This window comes from Nonomuraea sp. NPDC047529 (assembly GCF_040642995.1).
GTDB lineage: Bacteria > Actinomycetota > Actinomycetes > Streptosporangiales > Streptosporangiaceae > Nonomuraea.
The window spans coordinates 1-16335 of the sequence record NZ_JBEYTJ010000053.1 but is presented as its reverse complement, the minus strand read 5'-3'; the positions used below and the strand labels follow the sequence as shown (position 1 = coordinate 16335).

General features: G+C 71.1%; 13 protein-coding genes. 5 read left to right on the top strand and 8 right to left on the bottom strand.

The window, feature by feature from the left end; all coding sequences use genetic code 11:
* Positions 1-172: 172 nt before the first annotated feature.
* The 7 genes from ABZ815_RS46905 to ABZ815_RS46875 form a co-directional block, all read right to left on the bottom strand.
* Complete coding sequence (locus ABZ815_RS46905) at positions 173-1363, bottom strand: hypothetical protein (protein WP_357708360.1); 1191 nt, start codon at positions 1361-1363, stop codon at positions 173-175.
* 9 nt (positions 1364-1372) lie between these two features.
* Positions 1373-2500 (bottom strand): hypothetical protein, encoded by a 1128-nt coding sequence (locus ABZ815_RS46900; RefSeq protein WP_357708358.1) that lies wholly within the window; start codon positions 2498-2500, stop codon positions 1373-1375.
* Positions 2497-4749 carry a hypothetical protein gene (locus ABZ815_RS46895; protein WP_357708356.1) on the bottom strand — a complete coding sequence of 751 codons (2253 nt, stop codon included), beginning with the start codon at positions 4747-4749 and terminating at the stop codon, positions 2497-2499. The genes ABZ815_RS46900 and ABZ815_RS46895 overlap by 4 nt, the downstream gene beginning before the upstream one ends.
* Complete coding sequence (locus ABZ815_RS46890; RefSeq protein WP_357708355.1) at positions 4746-4871, bottom strand: hypothetical protein; 126 nt, start codon at positions 4869-4871, stop codon at positions 4746-4748. Before ABZ815_RS46890 ends, ABZ815_RS46895 begins: the two co-directional genes overlap by 4 nt.
* A 49-nt stretch (positions 4872-4920) precedes the next feature.
* On the bottom strand, positions 4921-7728 hold the full coding sequence (locus ABZ815_RS46885; protein ID WP_357708354.1) for an AAA family ATPase: 2808 nt from the start codon (positions 7726-7728) through the stop codon (positions 4921-4923).
* A 337-nt stretch (positions 7729-8065) separates the two neighbouring features.
* Entirely contained in the window at positions 8066-8668 is a 603-nt protein-coding gene (locus ABZ815_RS46880; RefSeq protein WP_357708353.1) for an ATP-binding protein, read from the bottom strand.
* Positions 8669-9293: 625 nt separating this feature from the next.
* Positions 9294-9932, bottom strand: coding sequence for a helix-turn-helix domain-containing protein (locus ABZ815_RS46875; protein WP_357708351.1), 639 nt, complete (start codon positions 9930-9932; stop codon positions 9294-9296).
* 61 nt (positions 9933-9993) lie between these two features.
* Between ABZ815_RS46875 and ABZ815_RS46870 the strand changes: the two genes are divergently transcribed.
* Entirely contained in the window at positions 9994-10662 is a 669-nt protein-coding gene (locus ABZ815_RS46870; RefSeq protein ID WP_357708349.1) for a class I SAM-dependent methyltransferase, read from the top strand.
* 155 nt (positions 10663-10817) lie between these two features.
* A complete protein-coding gene (locus tag ABZ815_RS46865; protein WP_357708421.1) occupies positions 10818-11213 on the top strand; it encodes a TrmO family methyltransferase in 396 nt (131 codons plus the stop codon).
* Between the two features lie 4 nt (positions 11214-11217).
* Here ABZ815_RS46865 and ABZ815_RS46860 read toward each other — a convergent pair whose 3' ends face one another.
* On the bottom strand, positions 11218-12099 hold the full coding sequence (locus tag ABZ815_RS46860; protein ID WP_357708348.1) for a helix-turn-helix domain-containing protein: 882 nt from the start codon (positions 12097-12099) through the stop codon (positions 11218-11220).
* A 466-nt stretch (positions 12100-12565) separates the two neighbouring features.
* On the opposite strand from ABZ815_RS46860, the gene ABZ815_RS46855 reads away from it, so the two are divergent.
* The 3 genes from ABZ815_RS46855 to ABZ815_RS46845 form a co-directional block, all read left to right on the top strand.
* Complete coding sequence (locus tag ABZ815_RS46855; protein WP_357708346.1) at positions 12566-14287, top strand: ABC transporter ATP-binding protein; 1722 nt, start codon at positions 12566-12568, stop codon at positions 14285-14287.
* Complete coding sequence (locus ABZ815_RS46850) at positions 14284-15999, top strand: ABC transporter ATP-binding protein (protein WP_357708344.1); 1716 nt, start codon at positions 14284-14286, stop codon at positions 15997-15999. The genes ABZ815_RS46855 and ABZ815_RS46850 overlap by 4 nt, the downstream gene beginning before the upstream one ends.
* A 120-nt stretch (positions 16000-16119) precedes the next feature.
* Positions 16120-16335: alpha/beta fold hydrolase (locus tag ABZ815_RS46845; protein WP_357708343.1), on the top strand; the 216-nt coding region annotated here is incomplete at its 3' end.

Here is a 16335-nt window from a genome sequence, read left to right as displayed (position 1 = left end):
CTGCCCGCACGGGTGGGGGGGGTCGTTGGGGGGTTTGGCCGCGACTCCCCCCCGGCCCCGGGGTCGCGTATCCGCGGGGGGGGCGCCGCCGCCGGGGGCGGGGGCCGCCGCGGCGGGGGCCAGGAGGGAGGCGGCCATGAGCGCGCCCACCGCTGAAGTGATGATTTTCATGTCAGCGTCCTTCGCAGCTCAGGTGCGCGACGAGTGGCTGTGAAGTGGTCTCCCAGCCAGTGCCGTTGAGAATCTGGCCGCTCGCCCAGACGTCCTTGGGCCCGGAGCCGGTCAGCGCGGTGTAGATGTACGCCGAGCCGGGCGCCTGGACGCCCTCGGGCCGCACGTCCGTCCAGGACTTGCCGTCCCAGTGCTGCAGCGGGGGCTGCGACGAGCCGTCGGCCGGCGACGTCGCGGTGATCCACACGTCGTTGGGGCCCGCGGCATAGACAGAGAAGGGCGAGGTCCAGGCCGCCGACGGCGTGGGCGCGGCACTCCAGGACTTGCCGTCCCAGTGCAGCGCCACGGGGGCGAAGGTGCCCGGCTTCCGCTCGTAGCCGACCGCCCAGACGTCGTCGGCGGCACGAGCGCTGACGGAGACGAGCTCGGCGAGCAGCCCGGGCACGCCGGGCATTTCCCTCCACGCCTTCCCGTCGTAGTGCAGGATCAGCGACTCGATCCGCGCGGGGTCGGTGTACTGCCTGCCGACCGCCCAGACGTCGTCACGGGACCGCGCGTGCACAGCGCGCAGGGTCGCGTTCGCCCGGGTCGTCGCCGGGTGGTCGACGTTCTTCCAGACTCTGCCGTTCCACTGCTGGATGGCGGCGCCGGCGGAGTCCGCGCTCTGTGTGGTGTACTCACCGACGGTCCAGGCGACCGAGGGCGAGACCGAGTCGATGGACTGAAGATTGGGCCTGGTCGCGGTGGGGTCGGGGGAGATCGCGGTGGGCACGAAGGTCCACCGCCCGCCGTCCAGGCGCGCGAAGACCGGGACGCCGCTGCCGTAGGTGTCGCCGTAGCGGAACTGGTAGCGCGCCCACCCGCTGGACGTCGAGTCGAAGGTCGTCTCCCAGGCGCCGCCAGGGGCCATGGCCGCGTGCGGGATCTGCTTGGGCAGGAGCTTGACCGACCTGCCGTCCGAGGTCAGGGTGGCGGACGTGCGGTCACCCTCGGTGGTGAACACCGCCTGCTTGGATGAGACGGACGACGCGTGGGCCACCGAGACGCCGCCGTCGGGGATGGCGGGCACGTCGAGCAACTTCCAGGTGGGGGTGCAGGCGGCGGCCGAGGCCGCCGTCGCCGCGCCGGTCGTGAGCGCGGTGGTCAATGCCGTCGCCGCCAGGGCGACCGCGGTTCTGCGTATGCTGCGCACGAATGCTCCTCAGAAGGCGCCGATGCCGTTGGGTACGCCCATGCCGGTGGGCCCGTCGTGTCCGCGCCTGGCGGTGCACAGCGGCGAGCCGCCGCAGGCCCCGTTGGCGCCGGTGGTGATGTCGAACAGGTACTGGCCGGAGCCGTAGAGCTTCTGGCCGGGCACGATCTCCTGGCCGTTGTCGCCCAGCGCGTACACGCCGCCGATCAGCGCGACGCTGATCGGGGTGCCGCTGACGCCGATCCAGCCGCCCCAAGAGGTGCTCTCGTAGAGCTGCACGGGCGAGCGGGCATCGCCCACCGCGGCCACGTCGGCGACCGTGCGCTTGGCGCCGCACTGCCCCTTCGGCTGCCAGGCCGGGCGCGCCTCGTACACCGAGCAGCCCGAGCCGGACCCCGAGGAGGCCATCTCGCTCCAGCCGCGCGCGTTGCCCGGGTCACGCCACAGGGTGGTCGCGCCCACCGCGATCACCGATCCGTAGGCGGCCGGGACCATCTGCCTGCCCACGCCGTTGCCGAACCCGCTGCCGCCGCCCGCGACGATCGGGACACCGGGGTGGTCGTAGTGCGCCGCGTCGGCCCGCTGGCCGGCGTACTCGTAGAAGCCGGTCATCACCGAGACCGCGTCAGCGCCCTGGACGACCGCCTGGTCGACCGCAGCGCCTATGCTGGCCGGCGTCTCGTCGTCGGCCTCGACCAGCAGCAGCTTGCAATTGGGGCAGGCGGCCGAGCCCAGGTCGAGCCCGGCCGCGGTGTGCAGCGCGTAGCCGTTGTGGGTCGGTGGCCTGGTGGTGCCGCCGCGCTGGTCCACGTGACGGAAGCAGGGGAACATCTCATCGCACAGCGGCAGGTCGTTGCCCTTGCGATACTCGTTCAGGTCGCGCTCGGCGCTGGGATGGCCGTACGGGACCACGACCGCGAGGGTCTGGCCGCCGCCCAGCCAGGACGAGGGCAGCTTGTAGGCGTCCTGCAGGTCGGCCGCCTTGAGCCCGTCGCTGACGTTCGCGTCGGACTTGGAGGTGACCTTCAGCAGGCAGTCGGGGGTGGAGCAGTCGCCGGCGGCCTGAGCCGACGCCGGCACCAGCAGAGTCAGGCCGAGCACGATCGCGGGGAGCAGCCGGGAGATGATCACGGTCACTGGTCCTTCGGTGCGAGCCGGTAGGCGCGGAGGTTGGTCTGCTCGACGGCGTTGCCGTCGTGGTCTACGGCCTTGATCCGCAGGGCGGCGTACCCGTCGCTGCCAGGGCTGGTGAGGGTCGTGGTGAAGCGGCCGTCGCGTCCCCGGTTCGCGGTCTGGGGCTCCGACCACGTCGTGCCGCCGTCGTAGGAGACGGAGACGGTGGCGTTCACCCTGCTGGGGTCGTCCTGGTACTGCTGGTGCCGCACCGTGAAGGCCACCTCGAACGGCTCGCCGGCGGGGGTGGCGTTGTCGATGTCCAGCGGCAGGTCGGGCCGTACGAACAGAAGGGGCAGGAACGAGCAGCGGCGGGTGGGGTCGGGTGCGCACATCGCCTGGTCGGGCAGATCGGCCGACCGGTCGCGGTTCGTGGTGCGGAAGGTCCAGTCGGTGGTGCTGGTCGCGTCCTCCACGCCAGGGTTGTCGCCGGTCACCTTCAGCCGGTATTCGGCGGGCTGCGGCAGCAGCGGCAGGTCCAGCAGCTGCGTGAGGCGTGTGCCGTCGCCCCGGGTCGCCGAGGTGAAGGCGAGCGCGCCGTCGCGGTAGAACTCCACCTTCGCGAGTCCGTCGAGGGCCGAGCGGTAGTGGCCGGCGGTGGAGTCGGCGTACGGGTTGAGGTACAGCAGGCCCAGATCGCCCTGCCGGCAGGCCACGCACACCTGCTGCAGCGCGCTGGTGACGTTCGTGTCAGGGGTGTTCTGGATCCCGATCAGGGCCTCCTGCACGTACGGTGCACTGCTGGAGGGCACCTGCGGTCCCTTGTTCCAGGTCTCGGTGAGGTGCTGGCCCGGCCGGATCAGCCGGCGCTCCCCCAACAGGCGCAGCCCCAGGTCCGGTCGCAGGATGGGCTCCCAGGAGACCTTGCCGGGGGCGTTGCTGTACCAGTAGTCGGTGCGCTTGCCGCCGTACAGGGGGCTGGTGACGCCGAAGGTGGTCTGCGTCCACGGCAGGTAGACCGTGCTCAGGAGCTCTGGGTGCTGGGAGGTGGCTCCCGGAGTGTTGTGGATCGTGGAGTCCACGGTCGTCAGGTCCGAGCGCCTGACCGTGCGGGTGAGTGAGGCCGGCACGCCGCCGGGCTCGTGGAAGGCCACCTTGTACGTGGGATCGGCCCCGGTGGGACCGCCGATCGAGGTCATGGCCAGGAAGTCCAGGCTGCCCTTGGTCACGCGCCTGGTCGGCGTGGCGTACAGGGTGTGGACCCCGAAGTCCCCTCCGGAGACCAGGCGCATGAGGAACAGCGCCGTGACCGAGTTGCCGAAGGGCGGGTTGCCGACCTGGTCGCCCTGGACGGTGGTGCGGTTGTAGGTGATGAGGTCGTACTGCGTGTCGGCGGTCTCGGGCACGCCCTCGATCGTCGTCTCGTACGGCACGGCCTTGCGCGCGTCCAGCGTGAGCGACATGTCCTCGGTGACGGAGAACTCCGGCTCGATCACCAGGGCGCCGGTGGAGCCCATGTCCAGGACCGGTCCGGTCAGGACGCTGGCCTCGATGCTGTAGTGGCCCGCCGGCACGCTGAAGACGGCCTGGGAGGTGCCCTCCACGCCGTCGCCCACCTGGAACAGCGTGAACGTCGGGTCGTCCAGGCTGTGGATGGAGCCGAGCATGACGCCGGGCTTGCCGGTGCGGTCGATGGAGTCGACGGTGACCGTGTGGTACTCGGGATAGTCGGCCGGCGCCGCCATCGGATCGGCGGGCAGGGCCGGGGCGCCTTCGGGCTGGGCCAGCGTGATGCGGCCGGTGCCCGGCTTCTGCCCGGCCTTCCACTTGCCGGCCAGCTCCTGGCCGAAGCCTTCGGCGTCCTTCTTGGCCAGGGTCCTGGACTGCGGGCCGAGCGTGGCCACGCCGCCCGACTCGACCTTGACCGGCAGGGCGTCGGCGTGCGCGTCGTCCAGCCCGGCGCGCACCAGGTAACTGACGTTGAACAGGCGGACGTCCAGCGTGCTGCCCAGGAAGGGGGCGGCCTCGGCGGGGATGACGTACTCGTCGCCGTTCAGGGTGAGCTGGGCGAACACGCCATTACCCGGGTCGATGATGGTGGCGCTGCCGGTGAGGTCCACCTGCACCTTGTCACCGGTCACCAGCGTGACCGTGGCGCCGGGCCCGGTCGCGGCCTTCGGCGGGGGTTCTGTCGTGGCCTCGGCGGTGCCGAGCCCGGTGACCAGCGTGAGCGCGAGGCAGGCCGCGCCCAGCCGGGAGGTTAACTTGTTCATGCCTTGACCCAGCCGTCCTTGTCGTCTTCGCTTGCGCCTTCTTCAGGCGCGATCTCCGCGCCTTCGTCCTCGGTGAGCTCGTCCTCGACGGGCTCGTCCTCGGCCTCGTGTACGTCGGACATGCGAAGAGCGTGACGAATAGGACATTCAGCTAGCTATGCGGGAGATCCCTCATTCCGCCGTGGCGGCGTCCCCCATAAGGGCCAGCTCGATCCGCGAGCGCAGGTTCAGCTTGCGCAGGACGGCGCTGAGATGCCGCTCCACTGTCTTGGCCGACAGGAACAGCTCCTGCGCGATCTCCTTGTTGGTCAGCCCGGAGGCGGCCAGCCGCGCGACGTCCCGCTCGCGGGGTGACAGGGCGTCGCCGTAGCCGCGGGTGCCGCCCCGGTGCCTGGCGGGCAGCGACAGGCCGCGCTCGCGCGCCAGGCGAGCCGCGCGGTCCAGGTCCCAGCGGGCGCCGAGCGCCTCGTAGGTCTCGATGGCCCGCCTGAGCTGCTCATCGGTCCCGGCCTGCTCCCTGGCCTGGGCCGCCTCGTACGGGCACTGGATGGCCTCGTAGAGCTCGGCCGCGGCGGTGAGGTGACCGCCGGAGGGGTCGAGGACGCCGCGGGCGTGACGCAGCGCGGCGGGAGCAAGCGGCGCGTGCAGGCCCGCCATCGCCCGTTCGGAGCGGTTCACCAGGTCCGCGGCCTCCGCGGCACGCCCGGCCGCCACCATCGCCTCGGCCAGGGCGGGCACGGTCCGCACCTCTGAGGGCCCCAGGCCGCGCTCGAACCACGACTCGATCAGCGGCAGGACCTCCGCCACCGCCCGGTCCGGCTCGCCGCGCGCGACGGCCTGGCGCAGCAGCGCGGTGATCAGCAGCGTCGTCTCGTCCATGGTGCCCGGGACCTCGGTCATCACCTGGCGGATGCCGAACTCGGCGCCGGCCGCGTCGGTGCGGGCCAGCGCCAGGCAGGCGGTCACGGTCGCCGCCGCGTACCTGTCCTTGGGCCGCTCGCTGAGCCGCTCGGCCAGCATGGCCGTCTCGGTGGTCAGTCCGTCCCAGGAGCCCGCGCAGTAGTCGGCCACCGCCAGCGCGGAACGGCACCGGTCGATCATGTCCCCGCCGCTCACCTCGGCCAGGGGGGCCGCGCCCTCCAGGGCCACCCGTAGTATCGTCTGTGCCTGGACGTGGTCACCGACGAAGGCCAGCGCCGAGCCGATCGAGTAGTAGGCGTTGACCTTCGCTCGGTGCCAGGACCGGTGCCCGAGGCTCCCGCGCACCTCCTCGATCAGCTCGGCCCAGCGCGGGTCGCCCACCAGCACCATACTGCTGGTGATCTTGCCGAGCACGAAGATCTGCAGGGGCGCGTTCTTGACCGCGGGCAGGACGGCCAGCGTCCTGTCCATCCAGTGCCGGTCGGCGGTTCTGGCGTCCCGCCCCATGCTCAGGACGGTCATTATCCGCACCGCCAGCTCGGGCTGGGCCTCGATGTCCAGGTCCGCCACGGCCGCGGTCAGCGCCTCGAACCAGGGGCCGGGCTCCTGTCCTGTCGCATCCTTCAGATAGAGCAACAGCAGGGTCAGCTCGGCGCGCAGCACCGGCGAGGGGCCCTGGTCCAATGCCAGGGCCAGCAGGTCGATGACGTCGGGAATGTGCAGCAGCCCCTCGGCCGCCCAGCCGAGCTTGACCGTCAGCCGCCCGCGGTGCTCCGCCTCCAGCGGAGCGTGCCGCAGGACCGCCTCCAGGATCCTGACCACCTCGGCGTCGTCGCCCAGCCGCAGCGCCTGGTCGGCGGCTCGTTCGGCGGCCTCCACCCAGGCCGCCATGTGCCCGGCGCGCCGGTGGTGGTGGGCCAGTTGCCCCAGCGGCACCGACGGCATCGCCTCCACCGCGGCGGCGGCCCTGGCGTGCAGGTCGCGCCGCCTGGCCGCCGGAATGTCCTCGTACACCGCCTGCGCCGCCAGCACGTGCCGGAACGCCGCCGTCTCACCGCGCGCGGTCAGCAGGCCGTGCTCCACCGCCTCGTCCAGCCCGTCCAGCGCGCTCTCATACGGCAGGCGGGCGGTGGCCGCCAGCACCTCCACCGGCATCGGCTCCTGCAGCACCGAGGCCGCCCTGACCACTGCCTCGGCCTGCGGCGACAGGCGGCCCACCCGCTCCAGCACCGGGTCGCGCACGCCCGCCGGCACGTCGAGCCTGGCGATGGTCCTGCGCGCCCACTCCCCGCCCCGGTGCATGAGCGTCCCGCGCTGGCGCAGCAGCGCCACCAGCTCCTGCACCGCCAGCGGGACGCCGGAGGCCCGCTCGCACAGGTGCTCGGCGAAGTCGAGCGAGATCTCCTCGGTGTCCAAGATCGCCGCCGCCAGCGCCCTGGTCTGCGCCACGTCCATGGGCGCCAGCCGTACGCGGGCGTGGGCGACGGCGCGCGGCAGGCGGGCCGTCACCGCACGCAGGTCGGCGGAGGCCTCATCGCCGCGGTAGGTCAGGACCACGGCCAGGTCCCGGGGCGGGTCGGACAGCAGGTAGCCGAGGAACTCCACGGTATGCTCGTCGGCCCAGTGCAAGTCCTCCACGACCAGCACGGCCTGGCCCAGCGCGCGCAGGAGCTCACTCAGGCCGCGGAACACCCGGTGGCGCTCGCCCGCGCGGTCGTCCAGGGGCTCGGGGGGCTCCGGCAGGCGTTCGGCCAGCTCAGGCAGGAGCGGGCGCAGCGCGCCCGCGACCGCTGACAGCCCGGTCAGGTCATCGGGCACCTCGCGCAGCGCCTCGACGATCGGGCCGAGGGGGAACGGCTCCCTGATCCTGGCGCAGCCGCCGGTCAGGATGCGGAGACCGGTCCGGGACAGCTCGGCCACCAGGCGGGTCTTGCCGATGCCCGCCTCGCCCTCGACCACGGCGACCGCTGGGGTGTTGGAGACGGTCTCGGTCAGCTGGGCCAGCTCACCGGCGCGGCCGACGAGTGTCGGCGAGATCATCAGCCGCTCATGGATCACGTCTGTTCCCTGCTCGACCCAATGCCTAGATCACACAAATACCACAAAATCCCCTTTCCGGCCCGTCCCTTTCTCGGACTTCTGCTCGACGGCGGACGGCTTCCGGCGGACGAGGCCGAGGACGAAGCGGATGGCCGCGTCCCTTCCCGGGCCGCGTCCTAGGTCGGCGAAGCGTCCTCCGGCGGGCAGCGCGGCAGCGAAGCGCGCTCGAAAGGCGCGGAACGCGGCGTCGGGATTCTCGGAGCCGGAGGCGAAGAAAGGGGCGATGCGGTCGTACGTAGCGGTGGTCCGGGCGGTGGCCTCGTCCCGGCGGCCAGGCCGAGTATCGCCCGGGTGTTCATCTGGCCGTGCGGAACTCGAAGAGCCGCGCAGCCTGGGAGGGGGTGCGGTGTTGCGCGCGTCCGGGTATGTCCTGCACCAATGACATGCCTTCTGCGTAGAGCTGACCGGTGCCGGCATGCTTGGCCATGAGTTCCGCGTAGCGGGAGACCTCGGCTGCAGGCACGGCATTCCTCCGTTCCTGGTTCTGCTCCAGCAGGACCTTCTCGGACTGGATGAAGCGTAGTGCGGTGACCGGCATCTGAAGCCGGTCGGCTATGGCGAGCAGTCTGGCGCGCGCGTGAGGGAGCACGTTGGTTGACTCGGCGATCGCGGTGCGGCCGGACGCAAGTCGCGCAGTGACTCGGCGATCTCGCTCCTGGAAGATCTGTGGGTCGGCTGATTCACGGTCAACAGAAGTGTTGCGGTAGTGCTCGGCGATGGCGTCGCTGGACACGACGGCCTCAGGATCGATCTTGTCTTGGTCGATCAGCGCCTGAATGAAAGAGCTCTTGCCCGAGGCCGGCGGCCCGACCAGCAGCACGAGCCCGACAGGGATCCAGACCTGTTCAGGCTGTCTGCCGTCGCCGGCGCCGTTGCGGATCTCACCCCCGAAGGCCATGGTCAAACAATAGACCTGCGCCCTGCGTCGTGACTTCATGGTTCATCGGCCAGGCCCTTGGCGTCATCGGCAGCCTCTCGCCGGGCGGATCACGGCGAGAGCAGCGGACCGGCACGTCCCTCAGCGCCGACGGTGCAGCGAAGTGACGGTCGGTCCGGGCAGCTCCAACTGCGCCCTCAGCTCCTGGTTCTTTTGGGTGAGCTGCTGGACGGCCCGGACGGCCCCATCTGAACACCGCCACCAACCCCGCTGCCCGCCGGCTCTTTCCCGGCCGCCGAGCCGACCAACCCGCCAACCCCGGCACCCTTCGCGAACATCTACGTCTCGCTGGATTCCTCACCGGTACCGCACGCCCGGCAGCACTGCGCCAACTCGTCCTCCAGGCGCCCGCAGCGGTCATTGCCAGGGCCCTCGGCTTCCACGACAAGACCACCACCCGAGTGGCCGCTGACGCAGGCTGCACCTGGAACCGCTACGCCCCCAATGACCACTCACAGTGAACGCCCTCAGCGTGACTGGCTCGAATACAGACCACTTGATCAACGACTTCTACCAGTCTCGAAGGCCGGCCAGGTGGTTGGCCACCAGCGTTGCGGGCCGGCGGACCACCGTGACGTCCGTCCGCTCAGCCGGGGTCGGCACAGAGTTGGGAGGTCAAGGCGGTGCGGGCCCACTCTTCCCACGTGTCCGGTGACCAGTCGCGGTCGCGGACGAAGATCAGGTAGAGCTGCGGGCTGAGCAGGCCGAACAGCAGGTCCGCCGCCATCTCGACGGAGAGGCCGGGACGGGCGTCGGGCTTGCGGGCCAGGGCTTCGGCCGCTGCGTACTGGACGGTGTAACGCGGGTCGGGGCCGTCCGGCCACTGTGCGGCGATCTCGGGGTCGGTGGCCGCGGCAGCCGCGATCAGCGGCATGATCGGGGCGACCCGGCCCAGGATCTCGCGGGTGCCGTGGACGTGCGCGCGCAATTGCCCGGCTGCGGTGGGCTCGGCGCACGCGGCGCGAAACCACTCACGATCCATGGTGGCGACCGGCTCGCTGTCCCCGGCGATGGATGTGTCGACGACGTCCTTGAACAGCGTGCGCTTGTTGCGGAAGACGAAGTAGACCGTCTGGACGGCCACGCCCGCCCGGTCCGCGACCTCCTGCAGGTTCGTCGCCCCGTAACCCTGCGCGACGAACAGCTCGCGAGCCGCCTCGACGATCTTCTCACGGGTGCGGCGTGAGCGCTCGGCTCGCTTGTCCGGCCGTTTGACTTGGTCCATATTGCGAGTATATCTCTAGATAATGTCACTAGAGTTCAGCTCTAGATTCTTGGAGGAGACGATGGACCAGCTCAACGCCGCCCAGACGCCGGAACCGGACCTGGCCCCAACGCGGCAAGACCACGAGGAGGAGTCCGTTCGCCGCGCGCTGGAGGGCTTCTACCGCGCCGGCAAGGCGCCGTGGGACACCGGCGTGACGCCGCCCGAATTGGTCGCCCTGGTGGAGGGGCACGAGGCGCTGCCGCCCGGCCGCGTCCTCGAACTCGGCTGCGGTACGGGGACCAACGCCATCTACCTCGCGCGGCACGGCTGGGATGTGGCGGCCGTCGACCTGATCGACCGCGCCGTCGACCAGGCCAGGGAGAAGGCTGCGCAGGCGGGAGTGGCGGTACGGCTGCTGCACGGAGACGCCACCCGCCTCGACGAGTTGGACGTGCCGGGCCCCTTCGACCTGTTCTTCGACCTGAGCTGTTATTGCGGGGTCCCGCTGCACCGCCGCGACGCCTACGTCGCCGGGCTCACCGACCGCGCCGCTCCCGGAGCACGGTTGCTGATGTTCGGGTACGGCCCCGAGCCGCTCGGCAGTCCGATGCCCGAGGTCAAGTCGTGGGCGGCGGGCGTCACAGCCGACGAGCTCCGCGCCAGGTTCGCCGGCTGGGAACTACTCGACGTCACGCCGGGCACCAACTCGGTGCCGACCTTCTGGTTCACGCTGCGCCGCGACGCCTGACCATCTCCGGCCGCGGGTTTTCACAGGTCTGTGGCAGATCTCACGCCGCCCGAGCAAGTCGAGCTCGGGCGGCGTGGTGGTCGACACGCCGGGTGCCTGCCCTGAGCGCCGCTCGTGGTCCAGGTGGCGCTTGAGACTGATCGGTCTTCTCCCACCTGGAGGTCGTCTTCCTCTTCGATCGGATCGACCCGGCCAAGGTACGCACCGATCCCCGTCCCCCACGAGGAAACCCGGGCGCGGCCCCTGTAGGGATCTTCGCCCACCGGGGGCCATACCGTCCCAACCGTCTTGATGTCTCCCGCTGCCGACTCCTCGCCGTGGACGGCCTGAACGTGCACGTCGCCGATCTGGACAAGCCGTACCTGATCGAGTTCGCCCCCCCGCCATCCGGTCACCCAACCGGCCTGGGCCACCGAGCTCATGAGCTCCTACAACTGAGGTTCCGGCGGGCGGGCGCCCGCCGGTCGGCCAGTGATCAACCTGGTCGCACGTGGACGACACTCACCGCCCGTGTCTGCGACCAGGCCGAGCGCCGCTGCATCGTCCAATGAAGAGCTACTGATATGAACGTAGTTCGGCGTGGATGCGCCCGCTCGGCATGGATGCTCCATGGCGGAGGCCGTCAACCGCCAGGAATGGTTCGCGGGCCACGGTCGCGGGAGTCACTCCGGCGAACGCCATGACGTCCCGATGCAGGTGAGACTGGTCGGCATAGCCGCCGTCCGCCGCGACCGCGGCCGCGTCGTGCCCCGCGGCCAGGCGATGAGCGGCATGGTCGAAGCGGACCAGCCTCGCGGCCTGCTTGGGTGGCAGGCCGATTTGTACGTGGAACCGCGACCATAGGCGCTTGCGGCTCCATCCGAGCTCGGTCGCCAGCCGTTCCACCCGGATCCGGCCGCGACTGGTCACGATCCGATGCCAGGCCCAGGTCACCTCCGGCTCGGCCGACGCCCCCGCCTCACGCCGACGGGCGAGCACCGTCTCGATCAACGCGAAACGCTCCTGCCACGAGGAGATTTCGCTCAGTTGCTCGCTGATTCGTGACGCCGGCCTCCCCCACAGGTCGTCCAGCGTCGCCACGCAGCCGTCCAGATCCGCTGGTCCGACGCCCAGAATCCGGCGGGCGACCAGGGGAGACAGGCGCAGCTGTATACACGTGATGTTCTGGCCTCCCGTCCACACCGCGCCACCGAGCCCGAGCCCGGCGACAACACTCCCCCGGTGCTGCCGCCCGGCGACGTCCTCAACGACGGGCGGGCCGGCCCCCACGTCCAGGGCCAGTGTCACGGCCGGGTGCGGAATCAGCCGGTGACCCTCCGGAGCTAGGCCGCGGTCACGGAACCCGGCCATGGTGACACCCGTCACCCGGCTGCGCCGCACTGAGGAGGCGACGTTCCAGGCGATGGCGTCGTCGCGTTCGCGCACCGTGGACCGCATGCTCCCCATGCTAGGGGGCACGCGAGGGGAACATTTGTCCAATCCAGCGGTGCGCACCCGAGGCGACAGTAGGTTCATGAGCACTCCTGACGACACCACGGGGATTCCGGCCCTGGCCCAGACGACGGTGGCGGCCATGAGATTCCGCTACCGGCTCCGTCGTCCCCGGCGTGCGGGTCGAGGTCGGACACCTGCCCCTTCTGAAGAAACCGCAGCGGACCGAGGCTTCCCTCCTCGCCTCTTCTTCCGTCCCGAGCAGCAGGCCTGTTCGCGCCCTGCCCTTCAATCCCCCTCATCCGCCAACGGCCCGGCCACGAGCCGGATCGTGATCGAGATTGACGAAGACCGGAGAACGATGACCACCACCGACCTCGCTCCGACGATCGAGCGACCCGATGCCGATCCCGCGGCGGCGGGACCGAGCATGGCACGGCTGTTGCGCCCTCATGTGCGGAGTTTCGCGACCGTGGTGCTCCTGCAGGTCGTCGGCGCGCTCGCGGGTCTGGCCCCGCTGCTGGCGGTCGTCGAACTGGGCCGTACCCTGCTGTCGCCCGGCCCGATCGACCACGCTCACGTCTGGACCGTGGTGATCGCGGGTGCGGCCGGCCTGCTGGTCCGGCTGCTGTTCACCGCCGCGGCGTCGGGGATCGGGCATGTTCTCGACAGCCGGGTGCAACTGACGTTCCGCCGGCAGCTGGCCGCGTCGCTGGGACGCGTCCCGATCGGCTGGTTCTCCGGGCGCCGCACCGGCGAGCTGGCCAAGGTGGTGGGCGAAGACGTGAGCGCCGTGCATCCGTTCATCGCCCACGCCCCCGGCGAGCTCGTCGCCGCGTTCGTGGTGCCGCTGGTGTCGCTGATCTACTTGGTCACCGTCGACTGGCGGCTCACGCTGATCACGTTGATCCCGGTGGTGCTGGCGACGGCGCTGGTCCCGCTGCTGATGCTGCCGGCCAGGACGCACGAGCAGAAGGCCTACGACGCGGCCATGGGACGGATCGCCAGTTCCGTCGTCGAGTTCGTGCAAGGCATCTCGGTGGTCAAGGCGTTCGGCGGAGGCGAGCGCGCCCACCGCACGTTCCTGACGGCCGCCGACGACTTCGTCAGCATCTTCTCCCGCTGGGTGCGCGGCATGTCCGTGGTCGCCGCCGGGATGCAGCTGGCGCTGTCGCCGCCGTTCGTGCTGCTGGTCGTGCTGGTCGGCGGCACGGCACTGATCACCTCCGGCGGCCTGGCGCCGGCGGATCTGCTGCCGTTCCTGCTGCTCGGGCTGGGGCTGACCGCTCCGGTGGCGTCGCTCGGCCACGGCTTCGACGACCTGCAGGCCGCCGGCCGTGCGGTCGGCCGGATCAAAGACGTGCTCGCGGTCCGGCCACTGCCCGAGCCCGCCCACCCGCGTGCGCCGCAGGGGCACCGGGTGGAACTGCGTGACGTCCGCTTCGCCTACGAGGTCGATGATGGGGCCGGCCACGAGGCGCTGCGCGGCGTCGATCTGGTGCTGGAGCCGGGGACGATCACCGCGGTCGTCGGGCCGTCGGGAAGCGGGAAGTCGACGCTGGTCCAGCTGCTGCCGCGGTTCTTCGACCCCACCCACGGCTCGATCCTTCTCGGCGGCGTCGATCTGCGCGAGATCGGCAGCCGGGAGCTGCATCGGCAGGTGTCCTTCGTCTTCCAGGACGTCCGTCTGCTGCGCGTCTCGGTCGCCGACAACATCGCGCTGGCGGTGCCGCGGGCCGGCCGCGACGACGTGATCCGCGCCGCCCGGCTGGCCGGCGTCCACGACCGCATCCTCCGGCTGCCGCGCGGGTACGACACGGTGCTCGGTGAAGAGGCCAGGCTGTCCGGAGGCGAGGCGCAGCGGATCTCGATCGCCCGCGCGCTGCTGGCCGACGCGCCCGTTCTGGTGCTGGACGAAGCGACCTCCTTCGCCGACCCGCAGACCGAACAGGCGGTCCGCCGGGCCCTGGCGACGCTGAGCGGCGACCGGACGATCGTCGTCATCGCCCACCGGCTGGAGACGGTCGCCGACGCCGACACCGTCGTGGTGCTGGAGGACGGAGCGATCGTCGAACGCGGCAGACCCGCCGACCTGCTGACACGAGGCGGAAAGTTCGCCGCGTTCTGGCGATCCCACCGATCCACCGAGATCGAAACCCACGATGGCGTGCTGCGAGGAGACGAACCCCGATGATCCGAATGCTGCTGCGCGTACTCGGAGACGAGTACGCCCGGGCGATGCGCCGCACCGTGGTCCTGATGACGATCACCGCTGTGGTCGAAGGTTTGTCCTACGCGCTGCTGGTCCCGGTGCTGCGGGCGCTGCTCGGCAGCACGCCCGCGGACGCCGTGCCCTGGCTGGTCGCGTTCGGGTCCGCGGTCGCCCTCTACGCCGTGCTGCGCTACATCAGCGACTTGTCCGGCATGCGGGTCGGGACCACCATGTTGCGCGGCATGTATCACCGGCTCGGCGAGCACCTGGCCCGCCTCCCCCTCGGCTGGTACAACGCCGCTCGCATCGGCGAGGTGTCCGCCCTGGCCGGCCGCGGCCTCCTGCAAGCCATGGGCGTGGCCGCGCATCTGCTGGCACCGTTCATCGCCGCCCTGGTCACGCCCCTGACCATCGTGGCCGTGATGACCGCCTACAACTGGCGGATGGGGCTGGCCGCGTTGCTCGCCGCACCCGTCATGGCGGCGATCCAGGCCTGGACGGCACGCGCGACGGCCACCGCCGACGCCGACCGTCACGAACGCGACCAGGAGGCCGGCGGGCGTGTGATCGAATTCCTCCAAGCCCAGCCGGTGCTGCGGGCCGGCGACCGGACCGGCGAACGCTTCCAGCTGCTCGACGACTCGCTTCGGGAGGCCCAGCGCGCCTCCCGCCGTACCGTGCTGGCGACGCTGCCCGGCGCCGTGGGGCTGACGCTCACCGTGCAGGCGATCTTCGCCGGGCTCCTGGTCCTGGGCGCCTACCTCGCGCTCGGCGGGAACATCGGCGCGGCGGAGATCCTGGCGATCCTGGTGCTGGCCGCCCGCTGCGCCGACCCGCTGCTGTCGCTGTCGGACATCGGCGGCAAACTCCGCGGCGCGCGTTCGGAGCTGGCCAGACTCGAGGCGTTGCTGCGCACCGAGCCGCTGTGGGAACCCCGTGAGCCGATCCAGCCGGCGCACCATGGCCTGGAGTTCGACGCCGTCGCCTTCCGGCACGGCGAGCACACGGTGTTCGACGAGGTGTCGCTCACCGTCCCCGAGGGACAGCGGCTCGCGGTCGTCGGGCCGTCCGGCGCGGGCAAGAGCACGCTGCTGCAACTGCTGGCGCGCTTCTACGACGTGGACGCCGGCGCGGTGCGCGTGGGAGGCGTGGACGTGCGCCAGATCAGCACCGAGACGTTGATGGCCCGGATCGCCATCGTCTTCCAGGAGGTGTACCTCTTCGACGGCACGATCGAGGAGAACGTGCGCCTGGGCCGTCCCGACGCGGGCGTCGCCGAGGTGCGGGCGGCGGCGACCGCGGCGCGTCTGGACGAAGTGATCGAGCGACTGCCCGGCGGATGGGCGGCGAACGTCGGCGAGGGCGGCGCGCTGCTGTCAGGTGGTGAGCGCCAGCGTGTCTCGATCGCGCGGGCGCTGCTGAAGAACGCGCCCATCGTGCTGCTGGACGAGGTGACCTCGGCGCTGGACCCGGTCAACGAGGCGGCCGTCCACGAGGGCGTCCAGCGCCTGATGGCGGGCCGGACGGTGGTGATGGTGGCGCATCGGATGCGGACCGTCCGGCGCGCCGACCGCATCGTCTTTCTGGACGGCGGCCGGATCGTGGAGGAAGGCAGCCACGACGAACTGCTCGACCGTGGCGGCCGCTACGCCGGCTTCTGGAACATCTCCATGGCTCCCGCCGCGCGGGAATGAGCCCGCCGGGCCCGTGTTCCGGCCTTGGGACCTCGGTACGGCCGTCATGGTGACGGCCGCCGGTCTTCGACTGCGCGGGAACATTTGTCCAAGACCGTCAGCCGGCCGCCCGTTCTCCGCATGAGTGAATTCGACATTGAGCACTCCCATGGGATGCACGTGGTCCATGACGGCCCGCGGCAGGCGCCGCCGTTGTTGCTCATCCACGGATCAGGGGCCTCGGGCGGCTTCTGGAGCCCGCTGGTCCCGGCACTGGCCGCCCACCATCACCTCATCCGGGTCGACCTGCCGGGTTGCGGCAAGTCCCCGCCCGCGCCGTCGTACGACGTGCCCGCA

What these genes read in the sequence shown, in the direction of transcription:
- ABZ815_RS46860 (WP_357708348.1), bottom strand. Translation starts at nt 12,099, where the DNA reads ATGCGGTCCACGGTGCGCGAACGCGACGACGCCATCGCCTGGAACGTC.
- ABZ815_RS46880 (WP_357708353.1), bottom strand. Translation starts at nt 8,668, where the DNA reads ATGGCCTTCGGGGGTGAGATCCGCAACGGCGCCGGCGACGGCAGACAG.
- ABZ815_RS46850 (WP_357708344.1), top strand. Translation starts at nt 14,284, where the DNA reads ATGATCCGAATGCTGCTGCGCGTACTCGGAGACGAGTACGCCCGGGCG.
- ABZ815_RS46870 (WP_357708349.1), top strand. Translation starts at nt 9,994, where the DNA reads ATGGACCAGCTCAACGCCGCCCAGACGCCGGAACCGGACCTGGCCCCA.
- ABZ815_RS46875 (WP_357708351.1), bottom strand. Translation starts at nt 9,932, where the DNA reads ATGGACCAAGTCAAACGGCCGGACAAGCGAGCCGAGCGCTCACGCCGC.
- ABZ815_RS46890 (WP_357708355.1), bottom strand. Translation starts at nt 4,871, where the DNA reads ATGTCCGACGTACACGAGGCCGAGGACGAGCCCGTCGAGGACGAGCTC.
- ABZ815_RS46895 (WP_357708356.1), bottom strand. Translation starts at nt 4,749, where the DNA reads ATGAACAAGTTAACCTCCCGGCTGGGCGCGGCCTGCCTCGCGCTCACG.